The organism is Psychroserpens sp. NJDZ02 (genome assembly GCF_004843725.1).
Taxonomy (GTDB): Bacteria; Bacteroidota; Bacteroidia; order Flavobacteriales; family Flavobacteriaceae; genus Olleya.
Window position 1 is genome coordinate 2,904,521 of the sequence record NZ_CP039451.1, and the last position, 25,261, is coordinate 2,929,781.

The 25,261-nt window shown below is 31.9% G+C and carries 26 protein-coding genes; 3 read left to right on the top strand and 23 right to left on the bottom strand.

Annotated elements, in window-relative coordinates; genetic code table 11:
• Window positions 1-34: 34 nt before the first annotated feature.
• Together E9099_RS12795 and E9099_RS12800 are read left to right on the top strand one after the other, a co-directional pair.
• Complete coding sequence (locus tag E9099_RS12795; RefSeq protein WP_136583950.1) at window positions 35-508, top strand: heme-binding domain-containing protein; 474 nt, start codon at window positions 35-37, stop codon at window positions 506-508.
• A gap of 42 nt (window positions 509-550) precedes the next feature.
• The gene (locus tag E9099_RS12800; RefSeq protein ID WP_136583951.1) at window positions 551-1,795 is read left to right on the top strand and encodes a glycosyltransferase; all 1,245 of its coding nucleotides are present in this window, start codon (window positions 551-553) and stop codon (window positions 1,793-1,795) included.
• A 124-nt stretch (window positions 1,796-1,919) separates the two neighbouring features.
• Here E9099_RS12800 and E9099_RS12805 read toward each other — a convergent pair whose 3' ends face one another.
• The 23 genes from E9099_RS12805 to E9099_RS12915 form a co-directional block, all read right to left on the bottom strand.
• Window positions 1,920-2,366, bottom strand: coding sequence for a KTSC domain-containing protein (locus E9099_RS12805; RefSeq protein WP_136583952.1), 447 nt, complete (start codon window positions 2,364-2,366; stop codon window positions 1,920-1,922).
• Window positions 2,367-2,623: 257 nt separating this feature from the next.
• Entirely contained in the window at window positions 2,624-3,388 is a 765-nt protein-coding gene (locus E9099_RS12810) for a hypothetical protein (RefSeq protein WP_136583953.1), read from the bottom strand.
• 136 nt (window positions 3,389-3,524) lie between these two features.
• On the bottom strand, window positions 3,525-4,139 hold the full coding sequence (locus tag E9099_RS12815) for a hypothetical protein (RefSeq protein ID WP_136583954.1): 615 nt from the start codon (window positions 4,137-4,139) through the stop codon (window positions 3,525-3,527).
• Between the two features lie 428 nt (window positions 4,140-4,567).
• On the bottom strand, window positions 4,568-5,614 hold the full coding sequence (arsB, locus tag E9099_RS12820) for an ACR3 family arsenite efflux transporter (protein WP_136583955.1): 1,047 nt from the start codon (window positions 5,612-5,614) through the stop codon (window positions 4,568-4,570).
• Between the two features lie 2 nt (window positions 5,615-5,616).
• On the bottom strand, window positions 5,617-6,249 hold the full coding sequence (locus E9099_RS12825; protein ID WP_136583956.1) for a protein-tyrosine-phosphatase: 633 nt from the start codon (window positions 6,247-6,249) through the stop codon (window positions 5,617-5,619).
• Between the two features lie 25 nt (window positions 6,250-6,274).
• Window positions 6,275-6,607: an ArsR/SmtB family transcription factor gene (locus tag E9099_RS12830; protein WP_136585187.1), complete on the bottom strand. Its 333-nt coding sequence runs from the start codon at window positions 6,605-6,607 to the stop codon at window positions 6,275-6,277.
• 144 nt (window positions 6,608-6,751) lie between these two features.
• Window positions 6,752-7,249: a tetratricopeptide repeat protein gene (locus E9099_RS12835; RefSeq protein ID WP_136583957.1), complete on the bottom strand. Its 498-nt coding sequence runs from the start codon at window positions 7,247-7,249 to the stop codon at window positions 6,752-6,754.
• A gap of 2 nt (window positions 7,250-7,251) precedes the next feature.
• On the bottom strand, window positions 7,252-7,920 hold the full coding sequence (locus E9099_RS12840; protein WP_136583958.1) for a DUF2306 domain-containing protein: 669 nt from the start codon (window positions 7,918-7,920) through the stop codon (window positions 7,252-7,254).
• Complete coding sequence (locus E9099_RS12845; RefSeq protein WP_136583959.1) at window positions 7,920-8,864, bottom strand: YARHG domain-containing protein; 945 nt, start codon at window positions 8,862-8,864, stop codon at window positions 7,920-7,922. Before E9099_RS12845 ends, E9099_RS12840 begins: the two co-directional genes overlap by 1 nt.
• A 119-nt stretch (window positions 8,865-8,983) precedes the next feature.
• Complete coding sequence (locus E9099_RS12850; protein WP_136583960.1) at window positions 8,984-10,687, bottom strand: sodium:solute symporter; 1,704 nt, start codon at window positions 10,685-10,687, stop codon at window positions 8,984-8,986.
• Between the two features lie 110 nt (window positions 10,688-10,797).
• A complete protein-coding gene (locus E9099_RS12855; protein ID WP_136583961.1) occupies window positions 10,798-13,320 on the bottom strand; it encodes a PIG-L family deacetylase in 2,523 nt (840 codons plus the stop codon).
• A 229-nt stretch (window positions 13,321-13,549) separates the two neighbouring features.
• Window positions 13,550-14,224, bottom strand: a complete 675-nt coding sequence (locus E9099_RS12860; protein ID WP_136583962.1) for a hypothetical protein — start codon at window positions 14,222-14,224, stop codon at window positions 13,550-13,552.
• Between the two features lie 66 nt (window positions 14,225-14,290).
• Window positions 14,291-15,370 (bottom strand): magnesium/cobalt transporter CorA, encoded by a 1,080-nt coding sequence (gene corA / locus E9099_RS12865; RefSeq protein ID WP_136583963.1) that lies wholly within the window; start codon window positions 15,368-15,370, stop codon window positions 14,291-14,293.
• 9 nt (window positions 15,371-15,379) lie between these two features.
• The gene (locus tag E9099_RS12870; RefSeq protein WP_101019470.1) at window positions 15,380-15,910 is read right to left on the bottom strand and encodes a mechanosensitive ion channel domain-containing protein; all 531 of its coding nucleotides are present in this window, start codon (window positions 15,908-15,910) and stop codon (window positions 15,380-15,382) included.
• Between the two features lie 32 nt (window positions 15,911-15,942).
• Entirely contained in the window at window positions 15,943-16,851 is a 909-nt protein-coding gene (locus E9099_RS12875) for a septum formation inhibitor Maf (protein ID WP_136583964.1), read from the bottom strand.
• Between the two features lie 29 nt (window positions 16,852-16,880).
• The gene (locus E9099_RS12880) at window positions 16,881-17,474 is read right to left on the bottom strand and encodes a Maf family nucleotide pyrophosphatase (protein WP_136583965.1); all 594 of its coding nucleotides are present in this window, start codon (window positions 17,472-17,474) and stop codon (window positions 16,881-16,883) included.
• Between the two features lie 97 nt (window positions 17,475-17,571).
• Window positions 17,572-18,840, bottom strand: a complete 1,269-nt coding sequence (locus E9099_RS12885; protein ID WP_136583966.1) for a cation:proton antiporter — start codon at window positions 18,838-18,840, stop codon at window positions 17,572-17,574.
• Window positions 18,841-18,842: 2 nt separating this feature from the next.
• Window positions 18,843-19,553 (bottom strand): hypothetical protein, encoded by a 711-nt coding sequence (locus E9099_RS12890; RefSeq protein ID WP_136583967.1) that lies wholly within the window; start codon window positions 19,551-19,553, stop codon window positions 18,843-18,845.
• Window positions 19,553-21,922 (bottom strand): hypothetical protein, encoded by a 2,370-nt coding sequence (locus E9099_RS12895; protein ID WP_136583968.1) that lies wholly within the window; start codon window positions 21,920-21,922, stop codon window positions 19,553-19,555. Before E9099_RS12895 ends, E9099_RS12890 begins: the two co-directional genes overlap by 1 nt.
• 228 nt (window positions 21,923-22,150) lie before the next feature.
• Entirely contained in the window at window positions 22,151-23,086 is a 936-nt protein-coding gene (locus E9099_RS12900; RefSeq protein ID WP_136583969.1) for a geranylgeranylglycerol-phosphate geranylgeranyltransferase, read from the bottom strand.
• Window positions 23,087-23,124: 38 nt separating this feature from the next.
• A complete protein-coding gene (locus E9099_RS12905) occupies window positions 23,125-23,439 on the bottom strand; it encodes a hypothetical protein (RefSeq protein ID WP_136583970.1) in 315 nt (104 codons plus the stop codon).
• 8 nt (window positions 23,440-23,447) lie between these two features.
• Window positions 23,448-23,978, bottom strand: a complete 531-nt coding sequence (locus E9099_RS12910) for a KdsC family phosphatase (RefSeq protein ID WP_136583971.1) — start codon at window positions 23,976-23,978, stop codon at window positions 23,448-23,450.
• A complete protein-coding gene (locus tag E9099_RS12915; protein WP_136583972.1) occupies window positions 23,968-24,726 on the bottom strand; it encodes a Rossmann-like and DUF2520 domain-containing protein in 759 nt (252 codons plus the stop codon). The genes E9099_RS12910 and E9099_RS12915 overlap by 11 nt, the downstream gene beginning before the upstream one ends.
• Window positions 24,727-24,785: 59 nt before the next feature.
• Between E9099_RS12915 and E9099_RS12920 the strand changes: the two genes are divergently transcribed.
• A complete protein-coding gene (locus E9099_RS12920; protein WP_136583973.1) occupies window positions 24,786-25,196 on the top strand; it encodes a group III truncated hemoglobin in 411 nt (136 codons plus the stop codon).
• Window positions 25,197-25,261: the final 65 nt, after the last annotated feature.

A 25,261-nucleotide genomic window follows, 5' to 3' on the forward strand; every position in this document is an offset into this window, starting at 1 on the left:
GATTTCTTATTTTTAGAGCTTAAAAATAAGGAAAATGAAAATACTTAAAAAGATAGGTCTAGTTTTATTACTAGCTTTTGTCATTGCTCAATTTTTTTCACCAGAAAAAAATGAAGGGAATACAGAAGACTTAACTGCTTTTTTAGCAGAGACAAAGCCATCTGCTGAGGTTAAAACTATTTTAGAAAACACGTGTTTTGATTGTCACACTAGCAATACAAACTATCCTTGGTATAACGCAATAACACCAGTTAATTTTTGGTTAGCAGAGCATATTGAGGATGGACGTAAACACTTAGATTTTTCTAAATGGTCAGATTATTCTATTAAAAAGAAAGATCATAAATTTGACGAATTAGCAGAAGAAGTTGAAGAAAAGAAAATGCCTTTACCAAGTTACACGTATACACACGGTGACGCTAATCTAACAGATGCACAAATTAAAGCAGTTGTGGATTGGGTAAAGGAAGTAAGACTAGGTTATGCTTTAGCACCACAACCTCAGTAATATTTTCTTCAAGAATTAATTAATTTATAAATCTCCCTTTAATTGAATCCAACATTATTAATAGTGGGCTTTGTTTGGCCTGAACCAAAAAGTTCTGCAGCAGGTAGCAGAATGATGCAGCTTATTGAAGTTTTTCAATCGGCTAATTATGATATTACTTTTGCGTCTGCTTGTAGTAAAACAGACCATGCCTTTGACTTATTAAGTATTGGTGTAAAAACAGAAAACATTATACTTAATGATAGTAGTTTTGATGCTTTTGTGAAAAATTTAAACCCAACTATTGTGTTATTTGACCGTTTTATGGTGGAAGAACAATTTGGTTGGCGTGTGGCAGAACACTGTCCAGATGCATTAAGATTACTTGATACCGAAGATTTACATAGTTTACGTAAAGGACGCCAGCAGGCTTTAAAAGATAATAAATCTTTTAATAAAAGCTATTTGCAAAATGATACTGCAAAACGAGAAATTGCAAGTATTTTGCGTTGTGATCTATCATTTATTATTTCTCAAGTAGAAATTGAAATATTAGTTAATCAATTTAATATTGACGAACGTTTATTATACTATCTACCATTTTTGTTAGATCCGATTTCTTCGGACACACAAAAAAAATGTTCTAGTTTTAAGGATAGAAATCATTTTGTGACCATCGGTAATTTTATGCATCCTCCTAATTTTGATGCTGTATTGTTTTTGAAAACAGATATCTGGCCACTTATAAGAGCCAAATTGCCTAAAGCAGAAATGCATATCTATGGGTCTTATGTTTCTGAAAAAGCAAAACAACTACATAACGACAAGGACGGTTTTTTAATAAAAGGCTTTACGGAAGACGTTAATCAGGTTATGCAGGATGCCAAAGTCTGTTTAGCACCTTTGCGTTTTGGAGCTGGGTTAAAAGGGAAGTTAATAGATGCCATGATAAATGGGACACCATGCGTGACAACGACTATTGGAGCAGAAGGGATGTATGGCACATTAAAAGATACTAATGCGTTTATTGAAGATGACGCAAAAGCATTTGCTATACAAGCAGCCGAGTTGTATTCCAACAAAATATATTGGAACGGTAAACAGAAAAATGGATTTATGATTGTAAATACATTGTATGATAAAGCTATCTACACTAAAGATGTATTACATAAAATAGATGCTCTGCTGTCAGATTTACAAACGCATAGACAACAGCACTTTTTAGGGCAAATATTAATGCACCATATGATGCAGAGTACTAAGTATATGAGTAAGTGGATAGAAGAGAAAAATACAGAAAAAGTATAATACAAATAAGATAATGTCATACGTTATCTAGATTTTATAATATAAAAAAGAGCTAAGATTTAAAACCTTAGCTCTTTTTTTATGTTTTTACTAGTTGTAATTAATACAGGGTATTTGTTTACTACTAAGCCGTAACTTCACTTTTTTTAATTTTTCTAAAAGGGAAAGAGTTGAAAATACTACGCTTAGCAAAACGCGTTTGCTTATCACTTTGAGAAAATTTGATGTATAAACCTTTATTTACACCAAAATACTCGTAAGTATCACCATTTAAAAAAGTAATCTCTAATAATAACCCTTTATGTTTCCAATCCATAATTGGACTAGTTACAGTGACAGCATACTCTTCTTTGTTAGCCTCAATCGTTTCAGGAGAGATACTTACTAAAAAGTGGTAACCATCAATAACTTTTCTACTCATTAATTCAGCTTCTTGAGCTTTTTCGTCACCCGATTGAAATTTATCAGGATGCCATTCTTTAACTAAATTACGGTAAGATTTTTTTAAAGTTTTTAAAGATAAATCTTGATCTACGTCAAATAGTTTTTTGTACTCATTAATACGCTTCATAACAGGTGCTTTTTTTAATAAGGCGCGAAAGTACTCTTTTGTTTTGAATTGACTGTTAGAAAGTTGTGAAAAACTTCACTTTATTTTGATTTTTTATTTATAACTAACACTAGATTAGATTATTTGAGATAATTTAAACAGTCATTGCCTAAATGTAATAGCATTTAAAAACCGAGTGTTCGTTTTTTTAGAAGGCTATAATTTAATGACTAATTGTCGGATTGGATTTTTTTTTAATGAAGTATTAGAGTTTTATATTAGTCTTGTTCAAATTCTATATCGACATCAAAATAGTTTGGGTTGTTGTTTATTTCAAATAGATTTCCAGAAATTTCAACACCTTTAAAGTCTGGTAAAATTCTAACATTTTCGTTAGTCACTTTTTTAATCTTATATGGGAAGTGATATCTTGATTTAAATCTAATCATATCCGCCATAGGATTTTCTTTAGTCATAGTCGTGTCTTTATTTTTTTCTGCTTCAATCAGTCCTTCAGGGCTTATTTTTAGAGAAAATAGTTTTCTATTAAAGATGGTATTGTAAGATTTATTAAAGTCGGGTATTTCATTCCCTTCTCCTTTTTTTAGATCACCAGTTTTACTAGATAATAGCTCTAATTCTTTAATGTTTTGACCTTTTAATTTTTCTGCAAACAATTTTAATTCTGAGACGTTTGCAAAATCATAATTAATTTTCATTTCAAATTTTTTAGCTATAGAATCTACTTTTATATACACGCTAAAATTTTCTAATTGTTTTATTTTTTCTTGTTTTTCTTTACTTAATTTTGAGATGCTATCTTTTTTAGTTTCTAAAAAATCAGAGAAGACAATTAAAGTATCTAACTGTTGATTATTTTCTCCTTGTTCCGTGCTTTCTCCCATTTTCATCATTTCAGATAGATCAAATCCTAGGCTGTATTTTCCACTTCCGTTAGCTTCAAATCTTGTTTCTTGTACAATTTCACAGCTTGTTAGCATAAATAGTGATAGGGTAAATAGGATCGTTTTAATAGTTTTCATTTATCTGTAATTTTACAAGGGTTTAATTGGTTATTTACTTAAATCAGGAACTAAAGTAATATATTTAAATCAGACAATAATAAAGTATGAATAAATTTGAAAAGAGGTCAGAAGTAATACTTAATTTGAGAAGGTGTTAGTTGTCCTTTTTTATGTTTTCCTTAATATCAATTAAATACCCTCTAAACATTTCTGCACGGGTTGTTAAGTGTATCATTTTATTTTTGTGTATTATGATATAATTAGGTTCTTTCCCATTACAATAACCATTTGCGGATTCAAAAGCTTTTAGTAGTTTGTTTTTGGCATTAGTGGCGGTGGTATTATTTTCAAATTGATAAACCCGCATTGTAAAGTCAGGATAATAATTTTCAGGTTTAGTTTCTGTTCTTTTTACATAATACTGTTTTATTCCGTTGCCTGCAATCGTTATTATGATGTTGTCTTTACAATTTTTATAAGATTTACTTTTGAGTAATTTTATGTCTTCAATTTTAAATTTTTGTTTGTCCAAATAAGGTTGTAGTATGGATATTAACCCAGTATCATTGATTGATTTATTAGATTTTAAAATTTCAGTTGTAGTCTTTTCATTCGGAATATCCCACTGTCGTAAGTCGGCAATAGGTTTAGTTTTAATAGGTTTTTCAATTGAATCATTAATTATAATAGGTTTTAATGTAATTTTTTTATTCGGATCTCTACAAGACATTAAAATAAAAAGTATTATTATGTTTAGAATATATTTCATATCAAGTGTAGCTATAGTTGGCTTTTAGACCCATTAGGTTTTATAAACAAATAATTCTGAATATAGTTGAGATGTAAGACGTCTACAACGCTTTATTGATTATTCGGAGAATAAGTTTTTTTTGTATACCGTTTATTTCAAATAACACCATTTTTTATTTCTCCAAAAGCATTAGTTTCTATTTCCGAAATGAGAACTGGCGGAAATTTGTCGGCGTATTTCCCTATATAGATTCTCAAAAGTGCATCTTTTTTTGAGACAGAGTCAGCAATTGAATTAAAAATTAAATCAATGGTTTTAAAATAGTCTAATAGTCATTTTAACTTCTATTCACTTGTAAATATGGTAATTAGCGCTTATCTGCTGTTTCGTAATGATAGGGTAAACTATATTTATTGTCCAAACGTCATGGTAACAAAATTACTTTTTTAAGCTGTAGTTGGACCATAATATTTTTTACGCAACCAAAAGGACACGCGTACCAATAAAATTAAGGCTGGTACTTCAACCAAAGGACCAATAACTCCCGTAAAGGCTTGCCCTGAATTTAAACCAAAAACCGCAATAGCAACTGCAATGGCTAATTCAAAATTATTACCTGCTGCGGTAAAGGCAACAGCTGCTGTTTTATCGTATGTTGCTCCAGTCGCTTTGGTTACAAAAAATCCAATAATAAACATTAGTGTAAAATAGATAAGTAACGGTACAGCAATAATTAATACATCCATTGGAATTTCTACAATCAATTCTCCTTTTAAAGAAAACATAACGACAATAGTAAATAGAAGAGCAATTAATGTTATTGGTGAAATGGTGGGGATAAATTTAGTCGTATACCAATCGTCTCCTTTTAGTTTGACTAATATCAATCGGCTTAGTATACCCATTACAAATGGAATACCTAAGTATATAGCAACACTCTCTGCAATTGTGGCAATTGAAATATCAATAATAGCGCCTTCAAAGCCAAAATAGGGTGGAAGTACGGTTATAAACAACCACGCGTAAAAACTATAAGCAAAGACTTGGAAAATACTGTTTAAAGCGACTAAACCAGCACCATATTCGCTACTGCCTTCTGCTAGATCATTCCAAACTAAAACCATAGCGATACAACGTGCTAATCCAATTAAGATTAATCCAACCATATACTCTGGGTAATCACGTAAAAATGTAATGGCTAAAACAAACATTAAAACGGGGCCAATAATCCAGTTTAAGATAAGAGAAATAGACAGGATTTTGGTGTTTCTAAATACTTTTGGTAATAAGGCATAGTTTACTTTTGCTAACGGTGGATACATCATTAATATCAAACCAATAGCAATAGGTATGTTTGTTGTTCCGCTGCTAAACGCGTTTATAATGTTGGGAAATGTTGGTATAAAATAACCTAATCCAACACCAATAGCCATGGCTACAAAGATCCATAAGGTTAGATTTCGGTCAAGGAAACTTAATTTTTTATTAGCCATTTTTAAGAATTTATTTGTGAGAAAACATAAAATAGTTCGGTTGCAATTTGCAAGCTTCTTTCGTTGTATTTTTCGGCCTGTTGGGGCGTGTGGTCAAAAGCTTTTGGATCGTCATAGGTTATCGGAATACGCTGTTCTGCGCCAGCAATAAAAGGACAGCCGCCATCTGCTTGAGAACACGTCATGATAGCTGCAAATTTTGATTTTGGATTAAAATCATCGTCTAGCTTTTTTGAAAAGCCTATTATTGGGTGTTCGTTATCCGAATATTTAATACTATAAATTGGATTCTCGTTTTTTGAAATAGCTTTGACATCAAAACCAGAGTGTTGTAACGTTTGCACAACCATAGGAAACAGGGCAGTAGCTTCTGTACCTCCAGAATAGCAAAAGACATTTTTTACATCAAAATAATTAGCTAGGGTTTGTGCCCAAACTTGTGATAAATGGCTTCTTCTAGAATTGTGAGTACAGATAAAATTAAGTCTTATTTCTTGATTTTTTGAATATTTGGACTGTATAAAATCAGCTAGTGGTTGTAAAACTGTTTTACGTTCTGCTGTGATATTGTCAGGAGTTAATCCCTTAATTATGGTTGCTATTTCAGGAAATAGAGCGGAAGATTTTGTGGTCATTTTTGTTATTTTAATAGTATTGTTTTTAACAGCAATCTTGATTTTGCGTAAGATCTTGATTAAGAAAATCGGACATCACAGTTTTCATTGCGGTCCAATTGTCATTATCGATACAGTAACAAACACTTGTACCTTCCACATTACCTTTGATTAACCCCAGGTGTTTTAATTCTTTCAAATGTTGAGAAATTGTTGGTTGCGCGAGTCCAATCTCATTCACTAAATCACCACAGATACACGAGTTTATCTTGAATAAGTGTTGTAAAATGGCTACTCTTGCTGGATGTCCAAAGACTTTAGCAAAAAGGGCAATTTTATTTTGTTGATCGGTAAACATTTCGGTTTTAACTAATCCCATTATTTTGATGTATTTATTCATTGCGATATTACGATTAATAGTTTGATATTCAAAACTATTTTATAAAATTCATCAAAAAAAAGAAATAGTTAAGCTATGTTATAAATGCATAATTTGGATCTATGGCCTATAAAACTGATGGTTTTATAGTTGTTGCGCTTCTTTATTATCCATTGCATGTAGCATCCTTAAAGCAGCCTTGGCCATTCCATTATTAGGAAAATCTTGTAGTGTTTTTTCATAATAAGCTTTAGATTTTTCTCCATTTCCAATTTGTGCATAGCAAAATCCAATATTGATTAATGCCATTTCTTGGTATGACATTTTTGAAGCACTTAATAAAGTTACAAAACGATATTTGTCAAGCCATTCATGCTTTTTAAAATAGGTGTAGCTTTTTTGGAAATCAAGAATGGCTTCTTCAAATTTTCCTGCATGGTTTTTCTTTATTCCATTTCTGTGGTCTTTAGGAATTAAGTATCTTAATATCATCGAAAGCAGTAGATACGTTAACGGACCATATAAAAATGCTTGTTCGGGATTTATTTGATGCCAAATAAGGATAATAATGCCCATGATTATTAAATGTGGGATTATGGAAATCCAATTGGTTTGTCTTACAGTTGGTGTTTTTGAGCTCATTTTTAGTTTAAGTCAGTCTTTAATAAACGTTGTTTTTTTATATACGATTTTCTTATAATTAGCTCTGCAATGATTAAGTTAATACCCCATCCTAATACAGAGACGATTTTGTAAGTGTCCATTGGAGGTAATTCTAAAACAGTGACAATGCCAAATTTAAATAATCTAAGACTTATGGCAGACAACGTTAAAGCATAACTCCTAATCATAAAATTTTTATGCTTTTGATAATTTCCTTTTTTTATATATCGAAAGCCTTGTAATGTAAATACAAACCAAAGCATTGAAAGTACTATAAAAGAAACTTGTCCGATAAAACCTCCATTAGCGTGGTAAGCCATAATTAATCCTGAAGGACTTGCTATTACTAGTATTAGAAGGACATATAGTTTTCCGCTTAATTTATGGACACTTTTAAACTGTTGTCTTATGGTTTTGGAAAACTGCGTCAATCCTAATATAATAATTAGGATACTAGAATACACATGACTAAAAAAAGCTATTTTGTAATAGGAAAGTTGAATTTCTTCTTGTTTTAAATTTAGGAAGGCAACGTTATAATTTACAGGAATGTATTGCATAGTAATTAACGCTAATAGATAAATGAAATACATCAAAATACCATAAAGCATCACTTTTAACACTAGAAAACGATTGAAGTCAATCTTCATTAGCCTCTTCCAAAATAGTCATAATACTCTAACGCATTTTTTTCGTAGATAAGCAATAGTTTTATGTTTTGCTTTTCAATAGCTGTAAAATCAGATTTGATATCAGTATGTACTGGAATATACCAAGGTTGTGCATCAAAAAAGATTCGTAAAGGTCTATTTTTAAAAGAGTAGCCATGTCTAGCGTAAATGGTGTTTCTAATAATGGTAAGATCTCCTTTTTTTAAATTTTCTATAGTTCCTTTTTTAAGTAGAGTGTTAGAAGCGTTAATAGAATAGATTAATGGTGTTGCTGAGGCAAATTCTTGTGTGACCCACTCATCAAATTCACCTTCCTCATATTCTTCCATTGTTTTTTGTTCTATAAATTTATTCCAATCGATATATGCTCTAACCTGTTCCAACATGATATTTGGATTATAAGTGAACTCCATTTTTTCAAGCTCATATTTTCGGTATTTAATATTGATGTTTTTATAGGCTGACCATGTTCCCACTAATTTCTCACCTATTTGTCCAAATTTAAAAGTACCATCATATTTATCATCACCTGGTTCTTTGACCTCAAATTGACCGTGGTGCACATAACCTTTAAAAGGTCTGTTGTTTCCTGCTACAACACTATGACCAATAACAATACTATCTGAAATATGATCAATAGAGATGTTTATTTTGTTTTCTCGATTCCAATTAAAACCTTCATCGACATACATGGGTTGTCCTTCGTTATTTTCGGAATCATCTTCTTTAAAATAACCGACCCAAAAGCCTAAAAGCTTATTTTCTGTTTTAACCGAAGTCTTGTTTTGTCTTTTAGAAGGTGTTATTTGGCTAGCAACCTCGGTTCCTTCTTCAATATTTATCGTTTTCTCCGACTCTTTGATTTTAGAATTACAACTCGTAATTAATAATGAAAACAAAATTAAATAAGCTAGTTTTTTCATTTGATAAATTTCTTGTTGAATTAGAAATAGCGTTGGATAAATTAACGATATTCTCCATAATTTAGAACGCTAATTAATTTATCCAACAATGTAACTTAAAAAAATGAAACCTTAAAATACTATGCTGTTTCTATTGACGTATTTTTAAATGTTGCTTGTAATATAAATGCAATAGTCATGACTATGGCACACCCCACGATGTTTAGCCATAAAAAAGGTAAGTTGATAAAGTCATATTTATCTAAAAAGAATAAACCAATAACCAAAACTTGCGTGATTAGAGCTGCTACAAATACGGCGTTGGCTTTGATTTGCTTAAAGAAAAACGCTAATAAGAATATACCAAGCACGTTACCATAAAATATAGATCCAATAATATTGACCAGTTGTATGAGGTTTTCGGCTAGATTGGCGACGCAAGCGACTCCAATTGCCATGATTCCCCAAAGTAAAGTAAAACCTCTTGAGGCTTTGACCATTTGGGCATCCGTTTTTGGACCGACTCTATGTTTGTATAAATCTATAGTGGTTGTACTGGCTAATGCATTAAGCTCTGAAGCTGTACTGGACATAGCTGCACTTAAAATGACTGCCAATAGCAGGCCGATTAATCCCTTTGGTAAATTGTTTAGTATAAAATGTATAAATACATAATCCTTGTCGTTGCTTTCGACCTTCAAACTTCTAGCATCTCCAGCTTTTTCGATTAAATCTCTAGCGTGTGCACGAATAGTATCACTTTGCGCATTATAAATTGCAATTTGGTCTTGGTTTACGGTTCCGTTTGCGCTTGAAAATTTTGTTATGGCGGTCTTTTTTGCATCAAATATTTGCTTTTGCTCTATTTGTAACGATTTATATTCGTCAGCGTATTCTGAGTTTAAAACTACTTCAGTCGCAGTAGGATTAAAGTTTATTGGAGCCTCATTAAATTGATAAAAGACAAATACCATAACACCTACCAGAAGAATAAAAAACTGCATGGGTATTTTAAGCAATCCGTTAAATATTAGCCCTAAACGCATTTCTTTTACAGACTTTCCAGACAAATACCGTTGTACTTGACTTTGATCAGTTCCAAAATACGATAGCATTAAAAATGTACCACCAATTAAACCACTCCAAACGGTATATCTATTATTGAAATCGAAAGAAAAATCAAGGACCTCCATTTTACCACTTGCACCAGCTATGTCTAGTGCTTTTCTGAAAGTGATATCGTCTGGCAATTGATTTAATATTAAAATGAAAGCAATAACCATTCCTGTAAAAATCACAACCATCTGGTGCTTTTGAGTGACATTAACTGCTTTTGTCCCCCCAGAAACGGTGTAAATAATAACTAAAACTCCGATAATAACATTTAATAATAATAAATTCCAACCCAAAATAGCAGATAGGATAATGGCAGGTGCAAATATGGTTATTCCTGCTGCTAATCCACGTTGGATCAAAAATAAAATAGCCGTCAGTGTTCGTGTTTTACGGTCAAAACGGTTTTCTAAAAACTCGTAAGCCGTGTATACTTTTAGTCTGTGATATAGCGGGATAAATACCATGCAAATCACAATCATAGCAATAGGTAGTCCAAAATAAAATTGAACAAAGCCCATTCCAGAGTGAAACGCTTGTCCTGGTGTACTTAAAAAGGTAATAGCACTGGCTTGAGTCGCCATAACCGATAAACCAATAGTCCACCATTTACTAGTGCTACCGCCTTTTAAAAAATCTTGTACATTCTTACTTCCTCTGGTTTGATACGTACCATAAATAACAATGGTTAACAGTGTCCCAATTAAGACAATCCAATCTAGTGTTTGCATAATTTAAAACAGTTTAGTGATGAAGTAAAATAGTATTATGTAAAGCGCGTTGGCGACTAAAAGTACTGTATACAAAGGTTTCCATTGGTATTTTGGCTGGTCTTTCATGTTTAGTTTTTTAATCCATTATCAGTTTTTAAATCAGATTTTCCAATACTTAACATATTAGCAAATAATCTGTAAGCGCCAGAAACACCTGCTGGGAATTCTCTAAAAAAGCTTAATCCTGTATAGATATAATGTCCTTTTCCATGTTTTGCAACTAGTAAACTTCCCGTTTTAGCGGTTTCGTCTTTATCGTGCATTGATAAGATAGGTGTAAATTCTGAAGCCCATTCGTCTGGAAAATATAAACCACGTTCTTGTGTCCAACCTTCAAAATCATTTGAAGTTATTTTATTTGGAAAATTTAAAACCTCATGGTCTGGTGCTAATAATATAACTTCAGCATTTTCATCTGTTACACGGTCTCTAGATAATTTTAAATCGTAAGGTGCAATTTGATCTGTTTTTAAACGACGATTGGTATTGTATTGCACAATCATATTTCCTCCTTTTTCAACAAAATCAAATAAAATATCTTGCTTAAATTTTAAATGGTCTACTATGTTGTATGCTCTAATACCGACAACAACTGCGTCAAAAGCGCTCAAACGTTCGGCTGTTATCTCTTCCGGTTTTAAAACCATCACGTTATACCCAATTTGTTGTAAACTAGCAGGGACAACATCTCCAGCGCCTTCAATGTAAGCAATATTTTCGCCACGTTTTTTAATATCCAAACGAACTATTTTGCTTTCGCTTGGTAATAATACTGTTTGAAACGGAATGTGTTCGTAATCAATCTCAACTAACTCTTTAGTATACACGTTATCTCCAACATGTATCATAGGTGTCATTAAGCCTTCATTTTGATTTTTTGGAGGGATTACTGTAAACAATAGCGTTTGCTCTTGGTCTTTGTTTGCAATTATAAATTTTTGTTTTTCTGGGAACACAGACCATCCTTTTGGATGTGCAATAGTAACATAACCTTCTAGGTTGTCTTTTCCTGCTTTAACTGTTACGGGAATGTCTTTTTGTTGGTCGTTTTCAAAAATGATTACTTTTTGTGAAATTTTAGCAGAGGCTTCTGGAATAATTTCAAACGGTCTGTACAATTCGCCTTTATCAGGTTTAGAATAACGATAAATTAAGTCTTTGGTTATAGTGAATGGTACGCCGTTTATATTAAGATTAAAAGCAACAGTAATAGCACGAGGGGTTTCAGGTTTACCAATTAAGTTGGTGTCGTCTACACGGTACATTCCTAAACTTCCTTTTTTATTTAACCAATACGGTGCTGTTGGTTGTAAAGTACTTGGAATATCTAGTTGTGCTTTCAATTCTTGCTTATCATTTGTATTTAAAGGTTTTCCATAATTAGTTTCAGTATTAGATATAGAATAACTGTCTAATTTTATAATCGCATTGCTACGGTTTAAAGCTTCAATAGTAATGTCGACAGATTGACCAGTTGCAGCTGTTGGAGTACTAGCAGAGGCTTCTAAGTATAATCCGGCACAGGCTTCAATTATTCTATTTATTTCTTTAATTTTTTGATCTTTCCATTGTGGATTATCAATCTTTTCAATTAATTGTTTGGCCTTTAAAAGCTGATCTAAATGTGATGCAGGATTTTCAAAATTGAAATTAGTTTCAACCTTTTTTAAAATAGATTCAATTTTAGCGCCTCCTTTTACACGGGTCCAAGTCGTGTTAATGCCATCAAATAAATTGGATTTGTCTTCTGGTAAGTCTCCTTTGATTAGCTCGATATATTCTGTTTGACTGCCGCGTTGTGTTAATCGTCCAAAACCTTGGCATAAATGTTTGCTACTTGCTAATGCTGCGATTTCGTTATTAGATAAACCTAATGCTGGATAATATACACCGATATCAAAATTTAAAAGATTGGTTTTATCGGCTTCGTCAAATTTTTCTTGACTTCCGTAAAACCACCATGAGGTATTAAAAAACTCACGTTGTGGTTGCCAAGTACCATATTGTTTTACTTGTTCTGGAAAGGCATTTTTATCGTTAGCTAAATCGAAAGCTTCGACACTTAACATGGCAGAACTAGTATGGTGTCCGTGTGTTGTTCCTGGGCTTCTGTGGTCAAAACGGTTAATTATAATGTCTGGTTTAAATTGTCTGATGGCTAAAACAACATCGCTTAATACTTCATTTTTATTCCAAATGGCTAACGTTTCGTCAGGATGCTTAGAATAACCAAAGTCATTAGCTCTAGTAAAGCGTTGTTCTCCACCATCGGTGCGTCTTGCAGCTAATAACTCTTGGGTACGGATGACTCCTAATAATTCTCTTATTTCTGGACCAATTAAATTTTGTCCACCATCACCTCTTGTTAAAGATAAGTAAGCGGTACGGGCTTTTACATGATTAGACATGTAAGAGATTAGTCTTGTGTTTTCGTCGTCAGGGTGTGCGGCTAGATATAAAACCGAACCTAAAAAGTTGAGTTTTTTTACTGCTAGGTGTATCTCTGAGGCGTTTAGTTTTTCTGGTTGTTGTGCTTGTGTAGTTAATGAAAAGCACAATAGAAATAGGAGTGAAGCCAATAATTTTTGCATGGTTGTTTTTTCGAGTTTGAAACTGTTTCAAATATAAAGAAGTCATGCAGGGATTATTGGGTTTTTGGTTTTCTTTAACTATAATTAACAGTTGCAGAGAGTGAAAAGGTGTCTGTTTTTCTTTCTGTTCATTTTGTCTTGATACAAAACGAACCAAAAAATCAACTCCAAATTAGGGAATTGCTAAAGCAGCATTTTTTACTTTTATTTTTCGATTGTGATGTCTAATTTAATTAACATTTATCATTTCTTGAATTCTATGATTTTCTTCAATTTGATAGCTAAAGGATTGAAAATAAATGTGAATTTGATTGTCTTCTTTAAGTACTTTTATCTCTTCTTTAGTTAACTCGCAAATCGATTTTTTGAAAATTGTGTTAGATTGCTGTTCTACTGCTTTTAAATAGCCTTCTGATATGTCGTAAACGATATCATTAATTATAGGTTTGCTTAAACCATAAGGGAAATCAACGTTTATTACCTTTACTTTGCTAATTTTTGATTGATAATTTTTTTTAACTAAAGGGATGACACTATCTGTTCTTTTTAATTCACTATCAAAAAGCATTTGGTTGTTTGTATTAAGCATTAAAGTCAATTCATGACGGCTAATTCCACATAACATTAAATGGATTGGTATAATATGAATTGTTATTAGTCTATCTTTATACTCCCAATTAAACAGGTTAGGATAATCGTATAAATTGTTTTTTAAAGAATCCTTTAAAATCTCAATGTGTTCTTTTGTGTTAATATTTAAATCAAAATTAAAGGATGGCAAGTCAATGTTTTGAGTTAACAGGTATTGTTGATTGTCACAAAGTATGTTTGTAATTTGTTGCTTTTCGGTTGTGCAACTAAATAGTAAAAGAATTGTAACAATGCTGCAGAAAGTGTTTCTCATGTTAAATGCTATTCACAAAAATCAAACCAATTATTGACACTAAAAAAAAGAATTTCACTTATTTTTTTAAAGCCATTTTTTCTTTTTAAAATAAATAAGCATTCCTATTAAAACGACCAACATTACAATCCAAACAATATAGTAACCATACTTATAATGAAGCTCTGGCATGTTGGTAAAATTCATACCGTAAATTCCAGCAATAAAAGTTAGCGGAATAAATATGGTGGCAATAATGGTTAATACCTTCATGACTTCGTTCATTTTATTACTAATGGTAGTCATGTACATGTCCATTAAACTCCAAATCATTTCTCGGTAAATGTCGATATTTTCAGTAACTTGAATGATATGGTCGTAGACGTCTCTAAAAAAATGAGTTGTTTTTTCTTCGATTAAAGGATTGTCACTTTTTATTAAACGATTTATAATTTCGCGAAGTGGAAAAATAGCACGACGTAGTTTTAGAATTTCTCTTTTCAAATCTTGAATTTGTTGGGAGATTTCCTCTTGTGTTAAACCTGTAAATAAATCGTCTTCTAGGTCTTCTATTTTATTACCCATAGTTTCGATGATGGCATAGTAATGATCTACAATGGCATCAATTAAAGCGTATAATAAATAGTCTGATCCTTCTTCTCTAACACGTCCTTTTTTATGACGGATACGTTCTCTAAGACTGTCAAAAACATCGCCTTCTGCTTCTTGAAAAGTTAGGACATAGTTTTTACCCATAACCAAACTTACTTGTTCGGAAACCATGTTTTCATACTCGTCATAATACATCATTTTTAGTACTATAAAAAAGTAATCTTTATACTCGTCTATTTTAGGACGTTGCGAGGCATTTACAATATCCTCTAAAATTAAAGGATGTAGATCATAATGGATACCAATTTTCTCAATTTCGTTAACAAAATTAAGTCCATTTAGGTTAAACCATGTTACGGTTTCAGAATCTTTAAAACGAAAGGCGTCTTCTACAGAACCTAATTCTGCTTCTTTAACGTGTTCTGCGTTATAATCAAAAGCATGAAGGTGTAATTTATTATCTTCTTTAGTTCCCGTGTATACCAATGCACCGGGTATTTGGCCTAATTGCTTTTTATAGTTTTGGGTGCGTTTTTTTTGTTTTCTTTTAGCCATAAGTCGCGTTTAATGCATGTCTCCAAAATCTTCGATAGCATCCTTTTGAACTAAAGTTACAGCTTTTTGCAGAATTAGGTTGTTTGGATAGGTTACTAAGTCGCCATTATCTTGTCTTAAATGCAGTTGAAAGGCTCTAATATCTTCAATAATGGCTTCTATTGGCGCATCTTTATCATGGATTTTTATTTTATCTCCGACTTTATAAGGAAATGAAAAAAACATGATTATTCCTGATGTAATATTACTTAAAATGGACCAAATAGCAAATAGAGCAATTCCTATTACCGTAAATACAGAAGAGAAAATGACGGCTAAATCTTTAAACTCTGCTCCAAAAACATAAGCAATAAATAAAAGGAAGATTAAAAATAACGCTACTGTTGCGTATCGAGAAATTAAGTTTATTCTAGCATCATTAATTCCGCTGGTATGGCCTATTTTTTTTATGACAAGCTTTAACGCAAAACGTATAATAATAAATACGACTAATAGAATAGCCGAATTTATTAATTCGGTTTCAAAGTTTTTTAAAAACATATGGTGTTTTAATTAATGCGCAAAGATAGTTTTTATTCTAATTTCAGCGTTTTTCTTAACTCAGAATCTGCATTACTTTTTTTGCCCCAATACGCCGATTTTAATGATGCTAATTTGGTTGCTTTTGAAGTGGCTCCGTTTTGCGTGTCCTCCCAACTTTCGATAGTATATGGGAATTCTGCACTGTAGTTGATCACTAACTGACGGTCTAGCTCTTTAATGACTAGTTTGTATTGACCTGGCGTACTTTCCGCGAAAGCGTTATACTGTTTTAAAGGCGTGTGATTTAATCTAGTAAACTCCAAACTTGGGATAATAGTAAAGTTACCTGTGGGTAGGCTTGTTGGGTCGATACGTAGTTGTGTCCAAATTTCGTTTTCTAAAATGGCTTTCTCGATATTGAAATTTTGATCAGCTTCGCCTTCAAAATAGGAGTGTGTGGTAATTTCAAATTGGTCACGGTTATTTAGTTGCGTGTAGACATGACCACACCATTCTTGCACAGATGCACTTGCTTTTATAGCATGTTGGTTGTTTGCTACAGGGTAAAACGTGCTTTGCATAATGCTATATGGATAAATACCTGTATTGAATTTTTTGGTCGCATTAAGCTTTAATACATTAACGTTTGTTGGATTATTTTTGTCGGCTTTAACTTGTGCTTTCGCTAAAAAAGGTTCGGTTACATAAACTAAAACAGCTGTACCTTGTCTGATTTCGCCATATCTTGACTGTTCTAATTGGTAGGAACTAATCTCGGCTTCTCCTGCGTACCAGTAGTCATTAAACTGTTTATTTGGTTTAAAAGATGGAGTCTTAGGAGGTGTTTTTGTTTCAATATTGGCGACTGCTATATCTTTTGTGTTTTTTTCTGATTGGTCTTTACAACTAAATATTACCAGCCCAGTAAATAGAAATAGTGACAGTTTTAAAAGTTTCATAGGTGTTTGATTTATTTTAAAGTACAATATTAAAAGTCTTCGGCAATACTATTTAACGTTTCATATACAAGGTGTGTTGGCATCCCGACCACATTAAAAAAGGAACCTTCTATACTTGTCACCCCAATTTGTCCAATCCATTCTTGAATACCGTAGGCACCAGCTTTATCTAATGGAGCGTAGGTTAGAATGTAGTGCCACAACTCGTCATCAGTAAATTTTTTAAAGGTTACTTTAGTAACTGCGTTTACTGTTTTTTGAAAGTTTTTGGTACGGATACAAACCGAAGTAATTACCTCGTGTGTAGTGTTGCTTAATGAGTTTAACATTTCAAATGCTTCGTCGTTATTTTTTGGCTTTCCTAACGCTTTACTTTTATGCCAAACGATAGTGTCACTAGTTACAAGTATTTCATGCGGTTTTAGCGCTTCAATAAAAGGGAGTGATTTTAACTCGGCTAGGTAGTCTGTAATTTGATAATGTAATAGGGTTTTTGGATACTCTTCTTTGATGCTTTTTATGCGGACTTCAAAATCTAGATCTAAATCCCTAAAAAATTGTTGTCTTCTAGGAGAGCCTGAGGCTAATATGATATGACGGTCTTTAAGTTTTTCTTTAAGCATTATTATATAGTTTAGTATAAGGTTAAAATTAATGTATTTAAAATAAAAAAAGGAATGCTAAAAGCATTCCTTTTTTTATAAAATTAGAGGATACTATTTATGATTTAGTATCGTCAATACTTGGTGCTTTCCATCTTACTGTTTCTACTTTTTTGTTAGAGGCAGTTTTGATGGCAGTCGAGTTTCTTTTTTTATCGTAAATCATGGCACCTGTCATTATTAAGCTGGTTCCGATAATTACAAATAATAAGATGCCTGGTTCAAAAGTTGCGATTTCGGCTTCTTTTGGAATAGCATAAAAAAGTAAAACAGTAATCAAGCCTCTAGGTGCAATAAATAACTGAGGGATAATGTCTTTACCGATAAAAAGTCTTAGCAGAATATATCTGATAATATAGATAGAAGCAATAATAAGCATGCTTATCATGGCTACATTAACATTAAATAAGGACGACACAACGATAGTGATACCAAAAACAACAAAGAAAAACGTGCGGACTACAAAAGCGGTTTCTGCAGTAATAGTATGCAATTCATGGTAAATGTGATGTGCTTTTTCAAAATGTAAGTATTTTTTTAATTTACCTTTAAAAAACAGTTTCATGTTAGCAATAACGAGTCCAAATATTAAGATAATTATTAAAGACGATAAGTGCATTTTTTTACCAACAGCGTAAAGTAAAAGCAAGACAGCAATTAGTAAAAACAGTTTAACTTGGCTTTTAATTTTTTGAAATATTAAGATGATTAAATAACTAGCAATTAGTGAAATAATAATTGTTATGATTAGGTTTAAGCTAAAACCGACAACGCCAGAATCTTCTGCTGGATCTAGTTTTCCTGTTAAAAAGTAAAACATCATGATCCCTATAATATCGGAAAATGTACTTTCGTAGATATGAAACTCTTTTTTGGACTCCTTTAATCCTAAAACACTAGGTATTATAATAGCACTAGACAATATAGATAAAGGTGTTGCGTATAGCCATGCCGATTGCATGGTCATTTCTGGAATAAATTGATATAATATTAAAGCAGCTACCCAAGCCGAGGCTATTAAGCCAATTATGGCAATACCCATGGATTTTAAAATAGGAATTAATTTTTCTTTTTTCAGCTCTAGTTCTAATGCGGCTTCCAATACAATCATAATTAAACCTACAATTCCTAAAACTTCAAGAATGGGTAAAAAGTTGATATTATCTACATTTAAGTATTTTAAAAGATATTGCAATCCAACACCAAAAACAATTAGCATAAGTACTGCAGGTACATTTGTTTTTTTAGACAAACCATTAAATAGAAAAGACACTATTATGGTTACGGATACTGCAATAATGATATTATATGAGGATAAAATGTCCATGATTATTTAAAATTGTTATTTAGGTTTGTTTGTACGTTATTTTCTTCCAAAAAAGTAATTAACTCTTTTCTAGACGCGCCATTTTCTGTCGTGTATTGCAGTTTTAATTGGTTATTATCAGCCTTATTAATAACAGGAGGATGATTATAATTAAGGATAGGGTTATCAAACAATAGGTCTAAAATTTGATCAGGTGTTTTTTCTGTATTTAAATATAACACTTGTCTTAATAAGCTGGTTTTATTAGATTTTATGGCAAACCCACTGGTTGTTATCGTTGTGTAATTAACAAATTGTATGCCTTGTTCTGTGACTAATTTTAAACCTAAGGGTAGAAAGCTTTTTATTTCGCCAGTATAATCACCAATCTGCAAAGTTGAACCATTGCTTATTAACGGATTGCTTTTTAAGAACAAACCATTGACGTAGTTTTTGATTTGAGAAAACGCAAAAACACCAATGATTAATAGCACAATACTGTGTGCAATATAATTTATAGAGATAAAGTCAAGCAATAATAGTAGTGTTGCCATAGGCGTAAAAAACAGAATCACTTTTTTGAAAAACAGAATGAGTTGTTTATTGTATAAATTGCGATTTGCAAACTTCTCTAGACTATATAGTAATAGTTTAACACACCAGTAAAAGATAACTAATACTACTAGCAACCAAAATAAGCTGCGCCATGTGTTTAATTGTGGAATAGTATTCATTAGTTTAAAATGCCTCTATAAATTAATAATTGTTTGATGTCTTTGGTTATGACGGGGTTTAATCTAAGTTGTCCATCATTATCACGTAATAGCACTTTGGTGTTTAATAAGCGTTTTAAACTTACTTTATACTGTGTTTCATAGCTTTTACCAACAAACTTTTTTAATTGAATTTCTGTTATTTTATTAAATAATAAAAGGTGTTTAAGTATGATTACTTCTTCTTTATTTAAAAAATCCTTAAAACCAGGATCTGCATCTTCATAAACAACTTTATTATTGTCAATTAATGTGGTTCCGTAGGTCCATGCTTGTAAGACTTCGCCTAAATTATAGTCTAATTTTTTTGATAATTTTAAAACATTTTGTTTGATTTGCTTTGGACTTAAAGGGTCGTGTTTTTTAGAAATTAAAGTTTTATGTGAAGCACCATGGCGCAGTAATACGGCTTTATAGATTTCTTCAAAAGTTGCTTTGTCTAATTTAATAGTGTTACTAAAAGCTTCTGTAAACCTAATACGATTATCCAAATGCTGTTGCATCTGTCTTGAAGTCGTTACCAGTATTAAGGCATTATCAGATTCTGAAGAAATAAAACTAAGCAAGGCGCGGACATTATCTAAAAGGCTAAAGTCATCATCGCTCCAAAGTTCTAAGTTGTCTATTACAATTAAGGGCTTTGTATTTGAAAATCCTTTTTTGATATTATGTAAAGCGTCTTTTAAATTGTGGGTCGTTTTAAATTTACGACCGTCAAAAGTTATAGTGGTGTCTTTTTTTAAGATCAATGTGCTTTTTCCAAAATACTTTTGTCCAATATAATCTACAAAAGTAGACTTGCCACTAAGTTTGTCTCCAGTAATAACTATAGCTTTTCCAAAACCATTGTTCCATTGTGCTACAGAGTTTTCTATACTCGCTTCCTGTTTTTGTCTTGGTGATAAAAATAAATTTCCAATAAAATTTTTATTCAAAAATAGATTGTCATAATTAGCATTAACTTCCTTAAACATTCTATAGTTAATGCATTGTATGGAGTCCTCTATTTTATTTTGATCGCTAAATAAGTTAGTTTGTTCTAGTTTTGTATTTAAATAATTAAACTGCTTATAGATTTTATCTTTTACCATAGTAAAAAAGTTACTGTGGTCTGTAGCCATTTGGCTTAAAGAGGATTGTATAGTAACTTCTAAGAAGGGTTGATCTAAATATATTGTGGTCACGTTAAAATCTGCTGCAAACATGTTTTTTAAGCTAGTTACTGTTTTGTCCACCTTAGTGCTATTTTCATTTAAGGTCGCATGCACATTTTTTAAGCTCTCAATTTGTGAGGGAAGGGCATTAAGCGAATTGTTGTTTTTCTCGACGGTTAACCCACTTTTTAAATTCATCAAACTATGTTTGAAAAAGGTGGTTATAGTTATTTTTTGTTCGATTAAATCTATTAAAATAGGCAGGATTTCAAAATCAAACCATTTTTTTACCGTTTTATTAAAATCGATTGTTTTTGTTAATAGTAAACCTTCATTAGTACTAACAGGAACAGTTCCGGTGCTTAGTTTTTTTATTTTAGTTTCTATACTGGCGGCATAATCTTCTTGAATATTGATCACTTTGGATTGGGATAGTAGTGTTTGGTCTATCCACTTAATTACAGGCGTGATATCTTCAATGGTTTTTATGTCTTTTACCGTTTTGATAGCTTCATTAGTGTGCTTTAATAAGGTTGAGGTATCCTCGGTTATTTGGTCTAAAAACGCCGTGTTGGATTGTTTTATGTCTTTGAAAACCGATATGGTTTTCGACATAAAAAAGTTGTTATCTACAATTTGCTTTATCTGTAGTTTTACGTCTTCTATCTGACTTTTATAGACGCTCCAAGGGTTTTTATAATGTTGTAACGCGTAAGATGCTTTTTCTAATCGCTCTTTACTGTTGTTTTGCCCCGAAAGTATACTGTGCTCTAATGCGGATGCAGCGTCTAAAAGGACCTGCTTTGACTCTAAAAAGTGAGCTTCAATTTTTTCTTTTTCATCAGTCGTATTTAGCAATTTAAAAGTTGCAATTTGTAACTGTAATGCAATATCCCTGTGTAAAATGGCAAAGTCTTTAAAGACTTCTGGAACGCTGTACAGTATTTGATAGACTTGGTTTATATTAGTATATTCTTTAGAATTAAAGGACGTGTTTACGACTTCTGTAATATTAAAATAGGTCGTGCAAATGGATGTAAAATCTGACTGAATGTATTTTACAAGTTTATCCGAAGATGCAATACTATGTAAGGATTGTATGTAGTTTTTAACTTTAAGTAATACAGTATTGGTTGCATCAAGGTCTAAAACATCATTTTGTGTTGTGTCTAACATTCTTCTTAAATGTAATTTAAATTAGATGTTGGGATAGGCGTTTTATTATTTTATATAAATATATAATTAATATTCAATTTTAGATTCAAAAGAACAAACCATTTGAAAATACAAATAATAGTAGCATCATAGACGTTAAAAAATAATTATTCAGAACGTATGATCAAATGTCTTGACTATAAAATAGTTATCCTTAAGCTTGATCTATGTCCTATAGGAGATATATTATTATTTAATGATAAGATAAACCACCATGGATAGCATACCAGAAAGCATAACAAGCTTAAGTAAATTACTAATGGTATGGAATTCTTTTTTATGTTCTGCTGTAAATAATTTTATAGCAATATAGATTAAAGGCGCAATGACAGTAATTAAAAAATAGATTACGACTACTTGTTGCATGTATAAAAAGGCCACTAAATAATAAACTAGTAGAGCGATAGCAAAAAGAGTTAGTCCAAAAGCAACTTTAGCCGCTCTATTTTTTCCAATTACAATAGGTAGTGTTTTTAGTTGTGCTTTATGGTCACCATCTACATCTTGAATATCTTTTACAATTTCTCTAATTAGAGTGATTATAAAAGCAAATACGGCATAGTCAAATAACACTTCAAACATAGAGGTTTGTAAAAACCCGTTTTCAAGGGTTACAGCGGGAAGCAATTCGAATATCCCAACAATAATTAAGCTTAAACCCACCAGCATACTTATTACAATATTACCAACTAAAAGCATGCGTTGTAAAAAGGTAGCATAGATATACAATAGTGCAGCGATAATAACAAAAATGCCAAAAAACCTACTTTCACCTACTAAATTAGATAAATAAAAACCTAAAACGACGCCTACTACAGTAAATGCCATATAAAGGTTGTATCCTTTTTCTTCGGTAATGGCTTTACCTATTATTTGTTTGTTGGGTTTATTTATAGCATCTGCTTCGGTATCATAAATATCATTTATAATATAACCTCCTGCAGCAATGCAAAGTGTGGATAGTATTAGCAGTAGAAACTCAAAATGTGTTAATGCTGTAGTTATAAAAAGCTCATTTCCATTAATATTCATGCTTAATGATGGAAATAAAGCATATTTAATTAGCAGTTGTACTAATGCAATTAGTAATAAATTTTTAAAGCGAATAAGCTGAAGTAGTTTCAATTTTATTTAAGTTTTGGTTTGCTAAATAGTGGTTTGTTTTATTTGAATAGAACACCTTCTATCATTTTAATAGCGGATATGATAATCAAAATTAAGAATAAAACGGTTGAAATAATAACAACCGTATTCTTTTGTTTAGTGTATGTCTTGATTTTGTGTTTAATCTGCTGTTTTTCTATATCAGAAAGCGATTTGGTTTTAAAATCAGTTTTAAATTGTTGTGGACTTTCAGTCTGTAATTGCGTTTTTACTTTAGAGAAGACTTCTTTTGGTTTTTGGTTAAAACTGGACGTGGTATTACCAGAGCCAATGTATCCAAAACCTGTATTATGCCTTCTTTTAGAGCGTTTCACAATTTATTTTAAAACGTCTGGGCATCAAAATCACTATCCCATTTATTTTGCACTTTCATAACTTGTTCGATGACGTCACGGACACAACCTTCACCACCTAATTTATGCGAGATGTATTTAGAGACACGTTTTACTTCAGGAACAGCATCTTGAGGGCAACTTGGCATACCAACCAATTTTAAAACAGGAACATCAGGAATATCGTCTCCCATATATAATACGTGCTCTGCTTTAATTTGATTATTATTTAAATATTCTTCAAGCTGTTCAATTTTTTGATGCGCACCTAAATACACATCTTTAATCCCTAAATGGTTTAATCTAGTACGCACCCCTTCGTTAGTTCCTCCAGAAATAATACACACATTATATCCATGATTTAAGGCTTGTTTCATTGCGTAACCATCCTTAACATTCATGTGTCTAATCATCTCACCTGAAGTCGTGATTGTAATCATTCCATTGGTCAGTACACCGTCTACATCAAAAATAAAGGTTGTAATTTGGTGTAGGTATTCTTTATAGCTTTTATTGTCCATGTGTTTTTTTTATTGATTCGGTTAAAAGAGTATAGATCGCTTCGTGATGCGGGTTGTCTAATAATTTTAAATGTCTTTTTATTGTTTTTTTATCGTTTCGTTTGGCAGGACCTGTTTGCGCTAAATACGGAGATACTTCCTGTACTTTTCTTGCCGTTTCAGTAATTAATGGTTTTAAAATATCAAAATCAGCGCCTTGTTTTTCTGTAATCTCATGGGCGACTCTGTAAATCTGATTCGTAAAATTATTAATAAATACAGCAGCTAAATGCAACGCAGGTCTCTGTTTTGGGTTTACTTTATAGGTTGTGCAACCTAAGCTTTGCCCTATGGTTTCTAATAATTTAAAATCTTCCTTTCTTAAGGTTTCAATACAGATTGGCACTGTTGTAAAGTCTAAGTCTACCGCTTTACTAAAGGTTTGTAAAGGATAAAATACGCCTCGATAGTGCTTTTGGTCAATGTCATATAAACGGGCGCTTCCCGAAGTATGGACCACTAATCTGTTTTCAAAAGGGAGGGAGGCGCTTAATGATTCAATAGCGTCATCGCTAATGGCTATAATGTAGACATCAGCTTCTATTAAATTATTAACATCGTCGGTAATCTCTACTTCGTTTTTGTAACTTTCGATAGCTTTTTTATTGCGATTGTACCATTGCACAACTTCAATATTTGAAGCAGTTTTAAAGACTTTGTATAAGTGTGTGGCTACATTTCCTGCGCCAAGCAAAACTATTTTAATCATGGCGCTAAAATACTAAGAAAATAGAGATATAAGACGACAAAACTTTATCTTTGTTTAAGATGAAACGAAAAGAAATTGCTAACAGAGCCGATGTTAAACTTTTAGTAGGTGAATTTTACATAAAAGTTAGAGCAGATAATTTATTAGGTCCTATTTTTAATGAAATCATAACAGATTGGGATCAGCATTTAGATCATTTAACGACCTTTTGGGAAACCAGCTTATTTATAGGTAAAAAGTTAGATCATAAGTATGTTGGTAATCCGCTAGTGGCACATGAAAAAGTAGATAAAACCCTTGATCACACTATTTCAGAAATGCATTTTGGAGTTTGGTTGAATTTATGGTATGCCACATTAGATCAGTTTTTTGAAGGTGAAATAGCTGATAATGCGAAACGTAGAGCACGGAAAATGGGAACATTCATGTATTTAAAAATCTTTGAAGCTAGGCAAAACAAACAGCCGTAATTTTAACACAAGATTTGGAAGTTTTAAGGGATTTATAACCAACAAAAACGGTTATCTTTGCCCGA

What these genes read in the sequence shown, in the direction of transcription:
- E9099_RS12795 (WP_136583950.1), top strand. Translation starts at nt 35, where the DNA reads ATGAAAATACTTAAAAAGATAGGTCTAGTTTTATTACTAGCTTTTGTC.
- E9099_RS12805 (WP_136583952.1), bottom strand. Translation starts at nt 2,366, where the DNA reads ATGAAGCGTATTAATGAGTACAAAAAACTATTTGACGTAGATCAAGAT.
- E9099_RS12810 (WP_136583953.1), bottom strand. Translation starts at nt 3,388, where the DNA reads ATGAAAACTATTAAAACGATCCTATTTACCCTATCACTATTTATGCTA.
- E9099_RS12815 (WP_136583954.1), bottom strand. Translation starts at nt 4,139, where the DNA reads ATGAAATATATTCTAAACATAATAATACTTTTTATTTTAATGTCTTGT.
- arsB (WP_136583955.1), bottom strand. Translation starts at nt 5,614, where the DNA reads ATGGCTAATAAAAAATTAAGTTTCCTTGACCGAAATCTAACCTTATGG.
- E9099_RS12825 (WP_136583956.1), bottom strand. Translation starts at nt 6,249, where the DNA reads ATGACCACAAAATCTTCCGCTCTATTTCCTGAAATAGCAACCATAATT.
- E9099_RS12830 (WP_136585187.1), bottom strand. Translation starts at nt 6,607, where the DNA reads ATGGGATTAGTTAAAACCGAAATGTTTACCGATCAACAAAATAAAATT.
- E9099_RS12835 (WP_136583957.1), bottom strand. Translation starts at nt 7,249, where the DNA reads ATGAGCTCAAAAACACCAACTGTAAGACAAACCAATTGGATTTCCATA.
- E9099_RS12840 (WP_136583958.1), bottom strand. Translation starts at nt 7,920, where the DNA reads ATGAAGATTGACTTCAATCGTTTTCTAGTGTTAAAAGTGATGCTTTAT.
- E9099_RS12845 (WP_136583959.1), bottom strand. Translation starts at nt 8,864, where the DNA reads ATGAAAAAACTAGCTTATTTAATTTTGTTTTCATTATTAATTACGAGT.
- E9099_RS12850 (WP_136583960.1), bottom strand. Translation starts at nt 10,687, where the DNA reads ATGCAAACACTAGATTGGATTGTCTTAATTGGGACACTGTTAACCATT.
- E9099_RS12855 (WP_136583961.1), bottom strand. Translation starts at nt 13,320, where the DNA reads ATGCAAAAATTATTGGCTTCACTCCTATTTCTATTGTGCTTTTCATTA.
- E9099_RS12860 (WP_136583962.1), bottom strand. Translation starts at nt 14,224, where the DNA reads ATGAGAAACACTTTCTGCAGCATTGTTACAATTCTTTTACTATTTAGT.
- corA (WP_136583963.1), bottom strand. Translation starts at nt 15,370, where the DNA reads ATGGCTAAAAGAAAACAAAAAAAACGCACCCAAAACTATAAAAAGCAA.
- E9099_RS12870 (WP_101019470.1), bottom strand. Translation starts at nt 15,910, where the DNA reads ATGTTTTTAAAAAACTTTGAAACCGAATTAATAAATTCGGCTATTCTA.
- E9099_RS12875 (WP_136583964.1), bottom strand. Translation starts at nt 16,851, where the DNA reads ATGAAACTTTTAAAACTGTCACTATTTCTATTTACTGGGCTGGTAATA.
- E9099_RS12880 (WP_136583965.1), bottom strand. Translation starts at nt 17,474, where the DNA reads ATGCTTAAAGAAAAACTTAAAGACCGTCATATCATATTAGCCTCAGGC.
- E9099_RS12885 (WP_136583966.1), bottom strand. Translation starts at nt 18,840, where the DNA reads ATGGACATTTTATCCTCATATAATATCATTATTGCAGTATCCGTAACC.
- E9099_RS12890 (WP_136583967.1), bottom strand. Translation starts at nt 19,553, where the DNA reads ATGAATACTATTCCACAATTAAACACATGGCGCAGCTTATTTTGGTTG.
- E9099_RS12895 (WP_136583968.1), bottom strand. Translation starts at nt 21,922, where the DNA reads ATGTTAGACACAACACAAAATGATGTTTTAGACCTTGATGCAACCAAT.
- E9099_RS12910 (WP_136583971.1), bottom strand. Translation starts at nt 23,978, where the DNA reads ATGGACAATAAAAGCTATAAAGAATACCTACACCAAATTACAACCTTT.
- E9099_RS12915 (WP_136583972.1), bottom strand. Translation starts at nt 24,726, where the DNA reads ATGATTAAAATAGTTTTGCTTGGCGCAGGAAATGTAGCCACACACTTA.
- E9099_RS12920 (WP_136583973.1), top strand. Translation starts at nt 24,786, where the DNA reads ATGAAACGAAAAGAAATTGCTAACAGAGCCGATGTTAAACTTTTAGTA.